The following is a 14,451-nucleotide window of genomic DNA, read 5'->3' on the forward strand; positions in this document are numbered from 1 at the left end:
AGGGGAATCAGTCCTGGTTTTGGACTGGAGCTGCGCGGAGGCTGACGTCGATCTGGCAGCCGGTTGGATTGTTCTCGCTAGCGGTGAGGGTGCCGCCGGAACGGGTGATCGTCCAGTAGGCGATCCAGATTCCGAGTGACGTCAAGTGGTTCGTGCTGTCGACGTTCGTGGACTCGAGGACGGAGGCAGTGCCTGGTGGCATTCCGGGACCGTTGTCCGTAATCTGGATGTTAACAGTCTGTCCTTCCGACACCCGGACGCGAACGCGAGGATCGATGTCGTCGTTATGCTCGACCGCATTCTCGATGAGTTCGCCGAGAGCGTGGTCGATTGTCGGATTCGCCCACACCCACACCCCCTCCGGAATGTGAGTCTCAAACTCGGCCTCTGTTTCACTGTCGTATCGCTCGACGCATTCGGTGAGAACGTGAGAGAGGTCCACCACCTCGGGCGTCGCATCCGAGGAGGCGAGCTGTTCGACAACGTTGGCCTCCTCGACCGTTTCGATGAGCTTGGAAGTCGTCTCAAGCACGATTTCCAGGGAGTCGGCAGCCTCGGGGTCATCGGTCTTCGATTGGGCACGCTCCGCGTGGCCACGAATGGTGTTGAGTTGATTGCGAAAATTGTGCCGGAAGACCCGATGGAGCACAGCGAGCTCCTTTCGCATCTCGCCCTCCATCGTCTCCGCCCCAGTCATCACTTCATCACTCCTCGGTTTCCCCGGTTGGGCGTTTTCCTCCACACCCTGTTCTTCCATACGAACGCGAACACAGACGGGTTAGATAAGCAATATGCCTGTCTGGTATGACTCCGCAATTACGAGAGAGCTCATGTTAGGGAGTTCTACAACGATGCTGATTAGTAGATTCCTCTCGTTTTCTTGCATATACCCTTTTGATTCTGCTGACTGCACTCTCTGAGTCGGTCACAGTCCTATTAACAAACCACGAGTAATTTTTTGATCTACTGCTGACTAGAGAGCGCGAATCGGGTACTGACAATTGGCCGCTTAGGCAACTTCCGATTCGGTTGATTTAGAGATGCATTCAGCACAATAAGGGTGGGCTGTGGGTCCCACAGCCCGACTTGGATACCTTTCCGAGTTCTGAGGAACTTCTTCTACGGGTCCCTCGAACTCACGAGAGAGTCAGCCTCCTGAACAGGTCACAACCGATGATACACACCTTCTGGGATGAGGTGCTGGTCATCTGGTGTTGGTCAGGTAACTGCAAACTACAGTATTACTCAGAGAATGATAACTCTAACCCTTGATACCTTCACACCATTGGACTTTCATCCAAGAGGCGAAGTCGACCAATCCTCAGCTTTCGTCGTGCGGTTCCTGATCCGAGAGCGACTGCGACAGCCTGTCGAAGCGGCTCTGCGCCTCCTTCTGACGCTTCTCAGTCTCCGCTGGTTGGTATGCCAGGACTGTCTGGTCAACCTCACCGGTTCGAAGCGTGAAGATTGCGTCCTGGTGCCGGCCGTCCGGTGGCAGGAACCACTTCGGGACGACGAGTTCCTCGACGACCTCGCCATCGTCCTCGCAGAGGAGAACTGCCTGCTCGTCCTCGAACCGGTCGAGTACCACAGTGTAGGTCTGCTCAGGCATCAGTATGCCTCCTCTAGGACGGTCTCGCCGTTAGCTGTTTGGACGATGACGGTGTCCCCGTCGTTGTTCCACACTGGCGACCCGCTCCCCCAGTAGAGGTCCGTTTCCGTATCCTCGCCACTGCCGGTATGGAGCGTCACCGACTCGCCCGGCTCGAGTGTGAACCCATCAGGGACCGTGTAGCTGTTCCCAGCAGCGTCCGTGACCATCCATCCCGACATGTCGACCGTCGAATCGCCGTCGTTGCTGAAGACCACGTACTCGTCGTTGAGGTTCTCCGATTCAGTCCCTTCTGCGTCGGCGTGGACGTGATCGACAGTGATGCCACCGTCAGTCGCGACCGGCGTGGCGGTGAACTGCTGTGGCGTCTTCGTGGCGCCACCAGTCTGAGCCGATGCACCATCGACTGTAATCGTCTTCCTGACACTGAACGAGCCAGTCGACCCGGGCTCGACCGGCGACCCCTCACGGAGTGCAGTCGGCTCGGTCGGTGCCTGGCGTTGCGTCGCGATGCTCAGCGACTGACCGTCGCTGACGAGCTCTATCGTTCCGTGAGTCGCGGTCCAGTACGTCGCCACGGACCGCTCGGAGAGCCGCTGGAGGACTGCCTCGTTCGGGTGCCCGTACTGTGAGTCGTAGGCACTGGAGACGATCGCGACCCGTGGCGAGGCCGCGTCGAGGAGCGCCGCACTGTTACTCGACTCACTCCCATGGTGCCCCGTCTTCAGGACCGTCACGTCGAGTTTGTCCCGCTGGTTCTCGACGAGGTACTCCTCGAGTGCCTCCTCACCGTCGCCGGTGAATAGGAACGACACCGCACCGTGTTGGACGCGAAGCGAGAGACTATTCTCGTTGCGAGCCTCGTTCGCGATGTATCCTTCCGGTGGCGCGATGACAGACACATCGGCCCCTGCGAAGGGAATGCTATCGCCTGCACTGGCGCGATAGAGCTGGACGTCATGCTCCTCGACGGCATCGAGGTACCGACCATAGGTTTGCGACGACGAGGCGAGACCGGGGTCGTAGATCGCGCCGACGCCATCGTACTCGGTCTCGAACGTCTCGATAACAGCTGCGTGCCCACCGATATGATCCGCATCAGCGTGGGACGTGACGAGATGGTCGATCCGCGTGATGCCCCGGGACTCTAGGTACTCGATGACGTATTCGCCATCGTTCGGCCAGTCGCCCGTGTCGATGAGCATCGTCTCGTTCTCCGGGCTGACCAGCAAGACGCTCGTGGATTGCCCCACGTTGATGAAGTGGACGCTCAGGGTTCCGTTGGCCGTCGGTGTGGCCTGTTGAGTCGTCGCCTGGTCTGCAGTCGTGTTTACGGTAGCTGTCTCAGGAAGCCCCGTACAGCCTGCCAGCAGAATGAGACAGACGACGAGGACCGCCCCCCAGGACCGATTTGTGCTCATGTCTCCCCCCACAGGGCCGAGTCTCAAAGTCCCTCTCGTTTTAGTCAACCAGAGATTAATGTTCCTCAATAATCCATACATACCTGTCAACCAGTATGCCACAGTCACCGGGAGACACGCCCCTGACTTCGGGCGAGCGAAAGGCGCTGTCGATCGCGTTCAAACAGGGGTATTTCGAGGTCCCCCGGCAGAGTACGTTGACCGAGCTAGCAGACGAGCTGGGCGAGTCGAGCGCGGAACTGTCTGAAACACTTCGACAGGGAGTCGACAAGCTCATCGACGAACACCGGGAGGTCCTCCTCGATTCTTCCTAAGAACGGCGCGACGGCAACTAACTATCAGGCTAGCCATTTACTGGGTTAGTTCCCGTCAGAATTCGACAGCCACAGGCTGAGAGTGCCATTCACCAGTCTACCGACCGGCGACCTCGGGAAGAGCAAGAGTGAGGTCAGGATGAATGGAACACTACACTGGACCTGTCGGCACACCGTACCCAACAGGGGGCACCATGGACGACTCACAAAGCCATCGAGACGGCCCACGGACGACCGCTGAGTTCCAAGCACGACTAAAGAAGACCATCCAGTCGGCACACGCGAATGGTATCGACATCAAGGGTGGGTGGGACTGTCGCGCTCCGCCCAACGAGCAGCCAGACTGGACTGTAGAAATCACCGAGGTACAGCGAACCGAAGACAAACACAGGCCAGACTAGGGACGGCGTGACGCTCACGCTGACTCATCTTCCTTCCGGACGTCGTCGGAACAAGGAGAGGGATCGTCAAGACGACCGTCCCGGCGCGACTTCAACCCCATAAGGGGTTCATCTGAAACCGATCCGTCTGCTTGACGATGTTCCCTTCGACACGTCTGCTTCAACCCCACGGGGGCTCATCTGTAACCATGGCCGATTCGGCCACTATCAACCCTGTACAACCTAAATTCAAATGAGCTTTTCCGTCGACCTTCGATAGCCGCTAAAACCGGGGGAGGTCGATGGAAATCCGGTTGGACTTACAAATGTGGACGAATTCTCCTCTGACGATACGCAAAAATCAGCCTTGCACACCGATTCCACATGCAATTTTTCTCCCCCTGAAGGTTGCGGGAGGTCCCTCAAGAGCGTCCTGCAGAGCAGTGATTTCGACAATGGCGAGCAGCACATCTACGCGAGTGGCTTCGATGAGACCGAACGACACTGATTAATTAGCTCGCGCGGCGGTGTTACATTCCATTCGTAGGTTTTCTAGCCGCTTCGACAGTCTGCGAGGTTCTGCCAGCCGTACGTCGTCGGCGTGTTTCAATCCCGTTGTAGGTTTTCTAGCCGCTTCGACGTGGTTCGCTCACTGGACGCGCTGGATGACGCGGCGTTTCAATCCCGTTGTAAGTTTTCTAGCCGCTTCGACGCGATCCTCGGACTGTCTGTCTGGCACTACTCGAGTTTCAATCCCGTTGTAGGTTTTCTAGCCGCTTCGACGAGGGCGTCGAGCAGGGCCGCGAGCAGGAGGTCGTGTTTCAATCCCGTTGTAGGTTTTCTAGCCGCTTCGACCGCTTCTCTACTCCGCACTCCGAACAGGTCCAGACGTTTCAATCCCGTTGTAGGTTTTCTAGCCGCTTCGACCGGGTTGGCTGTTCTCCGTTTCTTCTTGGCCGACCCGTTTCAATCCCGTTGTAGGTTTTCTAGCCGCTTCGACGGTGGTGAGGAAGCAGAACCCAGGAAGCGGCCGAAGTTTCAATCCCGTTGTAGGTTTTCTAGCCGCTTCGACTTCGACCCCGGCGGGTCCCGGTCTTCTATCGCAGAGTTTCAATCCCGTTGTAGGTTTTCTAGCCGCTTCGACACGGCGACGGCAGCGACGAGACCGGCATCTTCCAGTTGTTTCAATCCCGTTGTAGGTTTTCTAGCCGCTTCGACGATCTCGGCGCTGCACGTCCGCACTGGCGACGGGTTTCAATCCCGTTGTAGGTTTTCTAGCCGCTTCGACGAGACGACTTTACCCGCTGGTACAAGTACGACCTGTTTCAATCCCGTTGTAGGTTTTCTAGCCGCTTCGACGTTTGCGCGCCGGCGGGCGCCGACGGCGACGTGTACTGTTTCAATCCCGTTGTAGGTTTTCTAGCCGCTTCGACTACATTTCCGGCGAACTCCTCCAAACTGTTGTGCAAGGTTTCAATCCCGTTGTAGGTTTTCTAGCCGCTTCGACGAGGTCCCGTCGTTACTATCGACTGTGGCCGACGAGTTTCAATCCCGTTGTAGGTTTTCTAGCCGCTTCGACCGTATTTCTTTGATTTTGTCATCCTCCATAAGGCTCGTTTCAATCCCGTTGTAGGTTTTCTAGCCGCTTCGACAGGCCGAGCGCCTCGACGACCCCGCGGTCCTCCTCCGGTTTCAATCCCGTTGTAGGTTTTCTAGCCGCTTCGACCCAGCAACACCGACTTTAGACGCCTGTTCATGCTCCGTTTCAATCCCGTTGTAGGTTTTCTAGCCGCTTCGACGACACGGTAGATGACGGCGAACGCGAAAAACATCTTGTTTCAATCCCGTTGTAGGTTTTCTAGCCGCTTCGACAGGGGGTGTAAATCAGTGGAGAGGGCGCTTAATCCTTTCTCCGTCGTCGAAATGATGGGGCTGCTTCGTGGACTGGGGTTGTACACAACCGTCTTAAAGGTCCACGAAGGGCGAATAATCAGATGACGTTGGATTGGTTGTCAGGCGGGGTGTTTCCGAGGTCAGTGATATCGTCTTGGCATGAGCTACAAATTCGGTATATTCTGATTCGGTCACCGTCTGTTGTTTCGATGTGATTTTCAAGTTCGTCCCTGAGTTTGATGCGTTCAGTCTTCGAGACCTCAGCTTCGAAAACACTGAACTGCCGCCATGCACCATATCGTTGGAGGGTTTGGTACACTCGTCTTCGGTTTGAGTCGTCATGTATATCATAGGTAATTACTATTCGAATCGTCATCGATTGACCTCCAGTGCGTGGTACTCGTCCAGTTCGCCCGTGATTCGCTTCCTAAGGAGAATTGCCTGTTGGCGGATAGCTTTCCGCCGAGACACCTCGTATTTGAAATACGGGTGTGTCAACGTTTCAGTCATGTAGTTGTCGAATTTCTCTAGATATAGTTGGAAGGTCTCGTCCTTGAGGTGGTTTTCCTGAGTAAAGTCGTCGTGAGTGATGGTACTTCGGTTTACTAACCTGGTCACGAACGTGTCACAGAACAATGGACGGAACTCCTCCTGAAGGTCTAACGCAAGCGACGGGCGTCCGTGTCGGTCTGCATGCAACACGCCGAGGAATGGGTCGAGGTTATACTGACGTAGTGCGCTCAAGACCTCGTTTTTCATCATCACGTAGGTCAACGAGAGCAAACTGTTGATGTGGTCTTCTGGTGGTCGCTTCGTCCGTTTCTCGAACGTCCAACCGCTTGCCAGTGTATCGTCAAGCAAGGTGAAATATCGCTCTGCGGCCTCACCTTCGACGCCTCGCAGGTCGTCTTTACTGTCAGTCCGGTGCACTTTATTGCCGAGGTCTTTCAGGAGGTCAGTTCCAGTCACCCCTTTTCGACTTAGAAGCGTCCGAGCGTTTCGAATTTTTGCGCTAATCATCGCTTGAGAGATACTGAGTTCAGCGGCTTCATCGAGATCGTATTGGGCTCGTCGAACGGTTGCGATGGTGTTTTTCTCTGGGACGAAACTTCCCCTATACTGGCCATTCTGAGTGAAGTAATTGAGGACGATACCATGTTCATTGGCGCGACGGACGAATGGTGTCGAGAAATTGACCCCACCGAACACGTTCAGCGTGTCGATTTTCTCTGTCGGAAACGTCGCGATCTCTCCACCGTCACCATCAACGTCGTAGACGACGATACGACCACCATCGGTCTGAACCTGTGTCCCTTGCTTCGTGACATAGACGACCGAATCGTCGAACATGGCTTCAGCTGCTTTCATAATTCGTCCTCCCAACCGGTCCCTCTGACCTTCTGTGGCTCTAGCTTGATTGTCTCCGCTGGCATACAGTACTCGCGTGTCGAACACGCCTCACATTTCGCGGGGTTATCTGTGAATGAAGGGACAGTGTCGACAGACATGGATTGCATCGCCTCTACGATGTCACGGACACTGTCTCGGTGATCGTCAGTAATCGGGATGTGCATACGCTGGTCGGTTTCATACAGGTAAATCGCGCCTTCATCGACTTGCTGATCGATGTGGTCTTCAAGCAGCATGCAGTACCCGGCGAGCTGTATTTCGTCGCTCTTGTAGTACTCCCCACTTGCGGCTCGCTTTCTTTCAATTGGAACTGGCGTACTTGTATCTCGTTCTAGGACATCGATTTTCCCTTTTAGACCGAGGGTTTCGGACTCTAGATATAGCTCGTTGAGCCACCCTCCACGGGTCGATTGAGCGTCGTGGAGGGAAGTTCCCTCAACTCGCTCATAATTCTGGCCTTGTGTGTCGAAAAAGTGGAGATACCAGTACCGACGAGGGCAATATACGTACTGATTCAGGTCAGAGACGTTCACTAAGTTGTCCATCATTGTGAACGCTCCTCGATTTCAAGCTCTGGTGGGGCATTCGAATGAGTCGTGACTGTGATGTCGTAGTTTGCAGTCGTGATTCTTTCGGGAACCACCGCGTCAGTGATGCGGATAATACGGAAGAACCGATGAAGGAGATTGGTATCGAGGGGGAATGTATCGTCTAGTTCAAGTCTGTCGATTTCTCGATGGACTTTTGTCTGGAGGAGGTCTTCAATCTCGGTCGTCGGCTGGTCGTAGCGCGTTGGTTCAGTTTCAAATTCTGGGAGACGAGCGGTGACGACCGATTGCGTATCGTCACGAGACTCGAGTACGAGACAGCCCTCATCGTCGACTTCTGCAATGGCGTAGTTTCGAAGAGTCGATGTGAGGTCATAGGTAGTGAGTCCAAGACGGTCACCACGAGGATACCGGATCTCAGCAGGGAGTGATCGACCTCGGAGTCCACAGAACATCTTGAAACATTCGCGGGTGAACTTGAGAATCTTCGCTGCATCGCTGTTCTGTGTATACGTCGGGGCGAACCCACCCAAGTTGTCGATGGCAGTGTCGGCTTCGTCGATGAGCCGTCGCCAACGGCCGAAGTGCTCTATGTTCTCAGCGAAGTCAGCATGGAGTTCTTGGTTGTACCACGTGGCACTTTCGTCGCGTACCGCAATAGCGTAGGCGGCACGGAACCCGACGAGATCTGCGAGTTGGTCAAGGTACATCTCGCTGTCGTCCAGTCCCTCGTATATTTGTTGTTCGAAGGTCTGGAACGAGACATCCTCTCCCCACGGTCCCTGTCCGAGACCATACACGTGAACCGTGGCGGGTGCTTGTCGACCAGCACGACCGAACCGTTGCAGGAAGGCGTTGGCCTCCCTGGGTTTCTCCATGAATAGTGTTCGGATGTCATAGTCGAGACCGACCTCACCTTTACTCGTCGTATTCAGAATGAAAAACGACTTGTCGGCAAGGGCGCTTACGTCATCATTCGTGTCGAACCCGTTGTCTTTCGCCGTGTGTTCGAATATATTAGGATACTCGTCAGCAAGGAACGTATGGAATTGGTTGCTGTCTCTGACGCTATTGAACACGAGGACAACCTGTGGCTCAGACAATGTAGCTGCCTTTGAAATTGCTTGTTCGAGCTGATTTGCAACCGCGTGCTTTGTATCGTCATCGGTGAGAATGCGTCTGGCCTCGTGGCGTTCAACGGTGACCGGGTATCGGAATTGATCGCCAGTCATGGCGTATTCGGCAGCAATCTTTTCCACGTCGATTCCGATTCGGTTATCGATGAAGTCGATGAACGTCTGGTTTGGAGTTGCAGAGGCTAGCAAAATTTTCGGGTCCGGCAACCGTTCCGAGATTATCTTAATCTGAAGGAGGAGACCGCTGGCTGCGAGCGGGCCGTAGAAGTGAAACTCGTCGTAGACAATCGCGTCGAATCGATTGAAGAAGTCCATCGCATCGCTCCCGGAGTACATATCCTGGATAATGGCCTGGAGAATGTCCGGGTTCGTGACGATAACATCGTGATCAGCTTCATATCGATCTACAAACTGAAGCAGATTCGCGGTTCGGTCGTGTGCCCGGCCCTCAAGCGTGTTACCATTCAGAATAGCGACATCGATGCCAGCAGCATCGAAGCGGTCGTGTTGTTGTCTGAGCAAGGCGTTCGTGGGATAGACCAGCAGTGTGATGTCCCGCGTCTCGATGAGTTCATGAAACGTGACGGTCTTTCCCGCTCCGGTCGGTGCGCGAACCGCCGCCACAGGTGCGTCTCCGTGATGCACCCACTCAACGACTCGGTTCTGGAACGCACGAGCTTCCTCAAAGCCTTGTTCTTTAAGCCCGTACTTGGGGGGTTCAGTTTGAAGGAACGCCTCGCCGACTTGCATCAGAGGACCTCCGGAAGGACCCTGTCTCGGACGAACACCGGGTCAGCTCCGACGAAGTGTTGGAGACGCGGATCATTTCCACGTTTGAATCGGTTGCTGTTAGTCATCAACCCTGTCAGTACATCGTCAGAGAGGTCGTAGACCTCGGCGAGCAGGTACTTGTTCAATACAAGTGTGTCCAAATCAGATTCGACAGATCGGAACTCACCAGTCTGCTTGATTCCCATCCTGAAGAACGGCCGGGAAGGAAGATCAGTGTCGTCGTGGGCCCAGATTGTGAACTCGAACGTCGAGCCCGGGGTGAGTCCCAGATAATTTCGAATCGTCTGGTACGCTGCGCCCGAGTCTTCGAGGATGGCTGGCATGGAATCGGTATTGGCGATTCGCCTGGCAAGATCTCGGTCGTTCGTGGTGAAATGACGCTCGGACCTGAAGTCCGTACTCCTGAACGTCCGTTCGTCAGCGTCGACAGCGACCGGCCGCATGTCGGTCACGAAAAACGGTGCGTCCACGAGGTGTGAGTAGTCCGCGGTCGTCGCGTCAGACCCACGTTCAGCATACCGTTTCTCAAGCCCGAAGTACCGATAGCCGAGGGCATGCATCAACGCGGTCGCCGACAGCGTCGGCTGTGTTCTGACCGACCGCCCTTCCGTACTCGAATAGAAGAGCGGTGCGTACAGCGTTGCCTCGTACGTCTGTTCAATCATCGCCGAACAGATCCTGTGCCTCCTTGGTCAGGTTCGTGAACTCTTCTCGAAGCACCTCGTCTGCGTCTTCGGCCTCACGGCTCGCAACCGCTTTCAGCCGTTCGTACCACTCGGGGAAGGGTTCTGCGTTGTCGAACTCGCCGTAGACATCCCAGTCTGTACGTTGAACATCCGTGATGTACTCGGCGACTGAGGTCACGAGTTCCTCGCCCGGATCGTGGTATTCTAGGAGGAGTTCACCCGTCGAGAGCGAGGTGTCATGGTTTCCGAGGATGACACCGAGGACTTCGTTGCGGATGTTCCGTCCGGTCCGGGTCTCACGCGCACCGTACTTGCCCGTGTTCAAGATGTTATGAAGGACGTACAACAACATCTCTCCAGTCGCAGCTTCGAGCGTGATGAAGTGCACGAGGTCGTTCCCGGGTTGGACTTTGACGAAGTCGAACAGGGCCTCGGACTGATTTCCTTCGTCGTCTTTCATCGTCCCGGACTCGTAGACGGCGTTCCGAGTTTCTTTGTTCATCAGATCGTACTCGTTCGTGGTGTAGGTGTAGCCCTCGATGACACGTGATTTTATCGCGAAGTCTTGGTCGCCAGTTCCAGCGAGGCCGTACGTCAGAGTACCGACATTCAGTGAGCCATCGAGGTCGGTTGGCTCGTTGTAGGCGTATTCTTCATCAACGAACTCGTCGTCAAGTCCACGCAGCAGGTCCAGGCCCGTGAGGCGTTCCTTGCTGGTGAACTTCTCACCGTTGACCTGTGCGTAGAGGCGGTCGCCGAATTCTTGTGTCTCTGCACGGTCGTGGTTCGAGTTCCTGAACAGCGTCGGCTCTGTCACATCTCGTCGGACGACCAGAGTAACCGAAGGCTTCCGCTTCCGGTAGATTTCGATCGATTCAATCAGTCCTTTGTCGGGGTATTCCAGTGTCATTTATGAGTCGGTGAGTGTTTGATCGAATGCGTAGTAGTACGAGTTTACGAGCGCGTCTTCCCAGTCAGATAGCTTCTTCAAGTTGTACAGGTCGTTCTCGATGAGGTACGTCCGAGTTGCTTCAACGAACGCCTGTGCTTGCTCGGGAGTGACCCTGCCAGCGTAGTCTTCCCGTTGTGCAGTGGCGTAGACCTGACTCTCAACGTAGTCGACGAGTTGCTCGTCTTCCATCTGTTGATTCATTCCGCTGAGAAACGCGTCGAGTGCCTCGCGGAAGATTTTCGTCTTCTTGTACTTGCTGTCGAATTGTTTGCCGAACAGGTCGACACCTCGCTCGGCGACAGTTCGCATCTCCATGAGTGCTTCCTGGTGATAGGTTTCGAAATACGACTGCACGACATCGAGCTGCGTCGCGTAGTCGTGGTTGACAACGGCGAAATTCGCGATGCTGTGGAACGTATCTTGGTCGAGCTGCAGGTACGGATTTGTCATTTTGGCTTCCGCACCAACCATGCTCATGATTTTGAACAACTGGAGTGCACGCCGAAGATGAGACTGTGAATCCTCGCCATCGACGAACGACGGCTTCGGCCCGAATCGTTCGGCCACGTCCAGTCCGAGGAGTTCCTGCGGTCGGGTGGCCTCCTCGTCAGCGAAGACCGCATCCGCGCCGTCGAAGCGCGTGAACGGTCGTCCGATGACCACCTTCATCCCGGATTCTCGGGCTGCCGCCATCACCTGCCGGACCACCTGCATCCGGTGATTCTCGTCCATGACGTACACCGGCTGCAAGTAGTACTGCGGTTTGATGAGGCTGACCTGAACGTCGCGGTCGTCCAGTTCATCGCTGTTACCTTGTACGATGTTTCCGGTCCGGCGTCGACGAAGACGGATGTCTCCGAGGAACTCGTCAAAGTAAAAGTACGCAACCTCAACGTTATTATTCGTGCTGACATCGCTCTGGTCGCAGATATCTGCGAACAAGGCGTACTCGAGGTTGCACACCTCGCAGATAGATTTATACTTCGCGTGCGGCGGGACGCGCCGAGAGTACTCTTGAGTTCTGTAGACGGCGCTCAGGCCCTTTTGATACTTCGTCTCGGTGGGTGCGCCGCAGAGGAAGCACATCTCGTCTTTCCCGGGCAAATCTTCGACAGTGTGACTGCCGAAGAATCGGTCTACGACTGCGCTGATAGCATCACTTTCAGGCGTAAGGTCGGCTTCGAGTTCTGGACGGGTTTTTTCACGAAGGTCTTCGAGGAACTCGTGATGAGACTCTGCGTTGTTGACGAGGTAGGCGATGAAGTGGAGTTTTACTTTCTGTGGGCCCTGCTCATCTCGAATACGATCGTACTCTTCTTGGACTGCGTCATCGTCGAACTCGGACCGACCGTCGACGTAAACGGCTTTCGCAAGGACAGGGAAGTATTCGTGGAACGAATCCGGGATATGCTCGAACGCTTCTACACCCGCTGAACCACGCGAGAGCAATTTTTCGAACGCCTTTGCAATAGTATCTTCTTTCTCCTCGAACGGGAGTTCGATTTCCGCGAGGATGTCGTAGTCGAACGAATTCCAGTTGAGCTTGCAGCTAAAGTCGAACGAGTTACTGATTTGCTTTGGCAGAGTGTCTGCCACGGCTCCCTCGAGTTGCTCTCGGTCGATGGAGTCACCGAGGTAGACGATGCTCTCTTGGTCGCTTCCGATGACCAGGCCCGGGTGCTCCATCCCTCGCTCACCGGCGATTGCGGCTTTCGTCGTGCCGAGCAGAAGGTCGTTGAGGACAGGTTGCTCGACGGCTGTAAACTCTACGAGGTGGACATCATCAGCGTCGAGTTTTCGCTTGAGTTGGTCGTAGACGCCGTGTACACCATCGCGGAGAGCTATCGACGCGGCTTGGTCTCCGATGCGCGTGTATCGTTCCAGCCCTCTGAACTCGCTCGACGTGCCGCGAGTCTCGGTGCTGTCTTCCGAAATCTCCGTGTTCTGCACGAGATAGAGAAGATCTTCCCGATAGCCTTCTCCGAGAAATTCCTCGATTCCGAAATCGTCGCCCGACTCGTCGTCGAGATTCGGTTCGAAGTAGTACTCGAAAGCCTCGTGTGTGTTCCCGTCTGTATCGACGCCATAGGCTTCACGGATGTACTTGTTCGTGTCGTGCAGCGCAAGTGCGGCCGCGAGCACGCGGATGTCCTCTTCGTAGTCGTCGACAGACTCGTCGTCTCCGACAGCTGTATAGACAAACGTGTTCACGCCGACTGCAACCGCGTTCAGGATATGTGCTGCCAGGGATGAGTTCGCGGTGCTGTCGACCTTGGCGTCATACTCACCAGCCGCGTCGAGGACGTTCGAATACAATCCAGAGTCCTCTACCAGCCACCCATGGACACGCTGGACGCCAGAGCGAGCCATTACTGAATTGCCTCCACAGTGACATCCCCACAGCCACGTGCAACGGCTGACCCAACCCCGGAGTACTCAGCAAAGAGGGAGACAGCGGTGACGGCGTTCTGGAGGCTTTCAGAAGCGTCCTTGAACGCATAGGTACAGGTACCGGTGAATCCTTGTCGGAAGATCGGGCGCGGGTTATCATCGTCGTCGCTGACCCGGTTTACCAGAACGCTGTGGGTATCGTAGGAGCTGGCGTCGGGTTTTTCGATGACTGAGCGAGCGAGTGCGTCGCGGTCGAATTCAAGGTTGAGGTCATCGGGAGCCGTTCGGTTCCACTTTCCGAGTAAACTGCGGAACACAGAGACTCTGTGAGGGAACATGGTTGTCACAGACCCGGCCTCCTCAATGCATGTCGGGCTCTGAAAATCGAAGGTAAGCCGGGGTTCGTCGAGTGAGCCAGCTTCTTCAAGCAATTCTGTGTGGTTTGTATTGGAGTTCTCGAACTCGCGGACGTGAAGAGATCCGTTAGTGAGAGAAATCTCGTCATTTTCGAGCACTAAGCCACGAACCAGAGTTTGGAAAACCCTGGCGTCGCTTGGGTCGGTAACCCCAATCGTGGCTGTGTAGCGGTTGTTCGGGAGGATTGTCTTGTGGTGGGGCCGGTCGCTGTCGGCGAAGACACCACGAAGGGCGCTGACGTGGAGCGATCCGAGGTCGGAATCGTGGACCTGTTGGCTTACTGTTTCGTCCATAGCGTCGATACTGGAAAGGACTGCGCTGTAGAGGCTGTATCCGTCTGAGTTCGGGACAGAGAATCGTGAGTCGGGTGCAAGTTTGATCTGCACCCGGCGGAGGGTAGTGGATTCGTGACCAGACTCACTCGATGTCGCCATGGTACTGGACGCGATGACTAACCGTGTAAAACTTTCCCCTCCGGTGACAACTTTTCAATGTTCTT

Annotated in this window: 12 protein-coding genes and 1 CRISPR repeat array; of the genes, 1 reads left to right on the forward strand and 11 read right to left on the reverse strand. The window is 55.3% G+C overall.

Annotated features, from left to right (window positions below):
• Positions 1–7: 7 nt before the first annotated feature.
• The 3 genes from NOV86_RS21960 to NOV86_RS21970 form a co-directional block, all read right to left on the reverse strand.
• Positions 8–757, reverse strand: coding sequence for a sensor histidine kinase (locus tag NOV86_RS21960; protein WP_267643985.1), 750 nt, complete (start codon positions 755–757; stop codon positions 8–10).
• A gap of 564 nt (positions 758–1,321) precedes the next feature.
• Positions 1,322–1,612, reverse strand: a complete 291-nt coding sequence (locus tag NOV86_RS21965; protein ID WP_267643986.1) for a DUF3006 domain-containing protein — start codon at positions 1,610–1,612, stop codon at positions 1,322–1,324.
• Complete coding sequence (locus NOV86_RS21970; protein WP_267644091.1) at positions 1,612–3,033, reverse strand: lamin tail domain-containing protein; 1,422 nt, start codon at positions 3,031–3,033, stop codon at positions 1,612–1,614. Before NOV86_RS21970 ends, NOV86_RS21965 begins: the two co-directional genes overlap by 1 nt.
• A 95-nt stretch (positions 3,034–3,128) precedes the next feature.
• Between NOV86_RS21970 and NOV86_RS21975 the strand changes: the two genes are divergently transcribed.
• On the forward strand, positions 3,129–3,347 hold the full coding sequence (locus tag NOV86_RS21975) for a helix-turn-helix domain-containing protein (RefSeq protein WP_267643987.1): 219 nt from the start codon (positions 3,129–3,131) through the stop codon (positions 3,345–3,347).
• A 909-nt stretch (positions 3,348–4,256) separates the two neighbouring features.
• Positions 4,257–5,599: a CRISPR direct-repeat array (repeat unit 37 nt; unit sequence GTTTCAATCCCGTTGTAGGTTTTCTAGCCGCTTCGAC).
• Between the two features lie 118 nt (positions 5,600–5,717).
• On the opposite strand, the gene cas2 is transcribed toward NOV86_RS21975, so the two are convergent.
• Genes cas2 through cas6 form a run of 8 tightly spaced genes read right to left on the reverse strand, consistent with a single transcriptional unit; the run spans position 5,718 to position 14,386 of the window.
• Positions 5,718–5,990, reverse strand: a complete 273-nt coding sequence (cas2, locus tag NOV86_RS21980) for a CRISPR-associated endonuclease Cas2 (RefSeq protein WP_368408812.1) — start codon at positions 5,988–5,990, stop codon at positions 5,718–5,720.
• A 2-nt stretch (positions 5,991–5,992) separates the two neighbouring features.
• On the reverse strand, positions 5,993–6,988 hold the full coding sequence (gene cas1 / locus NOV86_RS21985; RefSeq protein WP_267643989.1) for a CRISPR-associated endonuclease Cas1: 996 nt from the start codon (positions 6,986–6,988) through the stop codon (positions 5,993–5,995).
• Entirely contained in the window at positions 6,985–7,578 is a 594-nt protein-coding gene (gene cas4 / locus NOV86_RS21990) for a CRISPR-associated protein Cas4 (RefSeq protein ID WP_267643990.1), read from the reverse strand. The genes cas1 and cas4 overlap by 4 nt, the downstream gene beginning before the upstream one ends.
• Positions 7,575–9,464, reverse strand: a complete 1,890-nt coding sequence (gene cas3, locus NOV86_RS21995) for a type I-D CRISPR-associated helicase Cas3' (RefSeq protein ID WP_267643991.1) — start codon at positions 9,462–9,464, stop codon at positions 7,575–7,577. The genes cas4 and cas3 overlap by 4 nt, the downstream gene beginning before the upstream one ends.
• A complete protein-coding gene (locus NOV86_RS22000) occupies positions 9,464–10,171 on the reverse strand; it encodes a hypothetical protein (RefSeq protein WP_267643992.1) in 708 nt (235 codons plus the stop codon). The genes cas3 and NOV86_RS22000 overlap by 1 nt, the downstream gene beginning before the upstream one ends.
• Positions 10,164–11,102 carry a type I-D CRISPR-associated protein Cas7/Csc2 gene (cas7d, locus tag NOV86_RS22005; protein WP_267643993.1) on the reverse strand — a complete coding sequence of 313 codons (939 nt, stop codon included), beginning with the start codon at positions 11,100–11,102 and terminating at the stop codon, positions 10,164–10,166. Before cas7d ends, NOV86_RS22000 begins: the two co-directional genes overlap by 8 nt.
• On the reverse strand, positions 11,103–13,514 hold the full coding sequence (locus tag NOV86_RS22010) for a P-loop NTPase family protein (protein WP_267643995.1): 2,412 nt from the start codon (positions 13,512–13,514) through the stop codon (positions 11,103–11,105).
• Positions 13,514–14,386: a CRISPR system precrRNA processing endoribonuclease RAMP protein Cas6 gene (gene cas6, locus NOV86_RS22015; protein ID WP_267643996.1), complete on the reverse strand. Its 873-nt coding sequence runs from the start codon at positions 14,384–14,386 to the stop codon at positions 13,514–13,516. The genes NOV86_RS22010 and cas6 overlap by 1 nt, the downstream gene beginning before the upstream one ends.
• Positions 14,387–14,451: the final 65 nt, after the last annotated feature.

Origin of the sequence: Haloarchaeobius amylolyticus, from assembly GCF_026616195.1 — an archaeon.
GTDB lineage: Archaea > Halobacteriota > Halobacteria > Halobacteriales > Natrialbaceae > Haloarchaeobius > Haloarchaeobius amylolyticus.

Bases quoted from the DNA above. Each gene is read 5' to 3' on its own strand.
- NOV86_RS21960 (WP_267643985.1), bottom strand. From the start codon at position 757: ATGGAAGAACAGGGTGTGGAGGAAAACGCCCAACCGGGGAAACCGAGG.
- NOV86_RS21965 (WP_267643986.1), bottom strand. From the start codon at position 1,612: ATGCCTGAGCAGACCTACACTGTGGTACTCGACCGGTTCGAGGACGAG.
- NOV86_RS21970 (WP_267644091.1), bottom strand. From the start codon at position 3,033: ATGAGCACAAATCGGTCCTGGGGGGCGGTCCTCGTCGTCTGTCTCATT.
- NOV86_RS21975 (WP_267643987.1), top strand. From the start codon at position 3,129: ATGCCACAGTCACCGGGAGACACGCCCCTGACTTCGGGCGAGCGAAAG.
- cas1 (WP_267643989.1), bottom strand. From the start codon at position 6,988: ATGAAAGCAGCTGAAGCCATGTTCGACGATTCGGTCGTCTATGTCACG.
- cas4 (WP_267643990.1), bottom strand. From the start codon at position 7,578: ATGATGGACAACTTAGTGAACGTCTCTGACCTGAATCAGTACGTATAT.
- cas3 (WP_267643991.1), bottom strand. From the start codon at position 9,464: ATGCAAGTCGGCGAGGCGTTCCTTCAAACTGAACCCCCCAAGTACGGG.
- NOV86_RS22000 (WP_267643992.1), bottom strand. From the start codon at position 10,171: ATGATTGAACAGACGTACGAGGCAACGCTGTACGCACCGCTCTTCTAT.
- cas7d (WP_267643993.1), bottom strand. From the start codon at position 11,102: ATGACACTGGAATACCCCGACAAAGGACTGATTGAATCGATCGAAATC.
- NOV86_RS22010 (WP_267643995.1), bottom strand. From the start codon at position 13,514: ATGGCTCGCTCTGGCGTCCAGCGTGTCCATGGGTGGCTGGTAGAGGAC.
- cas6 (WP_267643996.1), bottom strand. From the start codon at position 14,386: ATGGCGACATCGAGTGAGTCTGGTCACGAATCCACTACCCTCCGCCGG.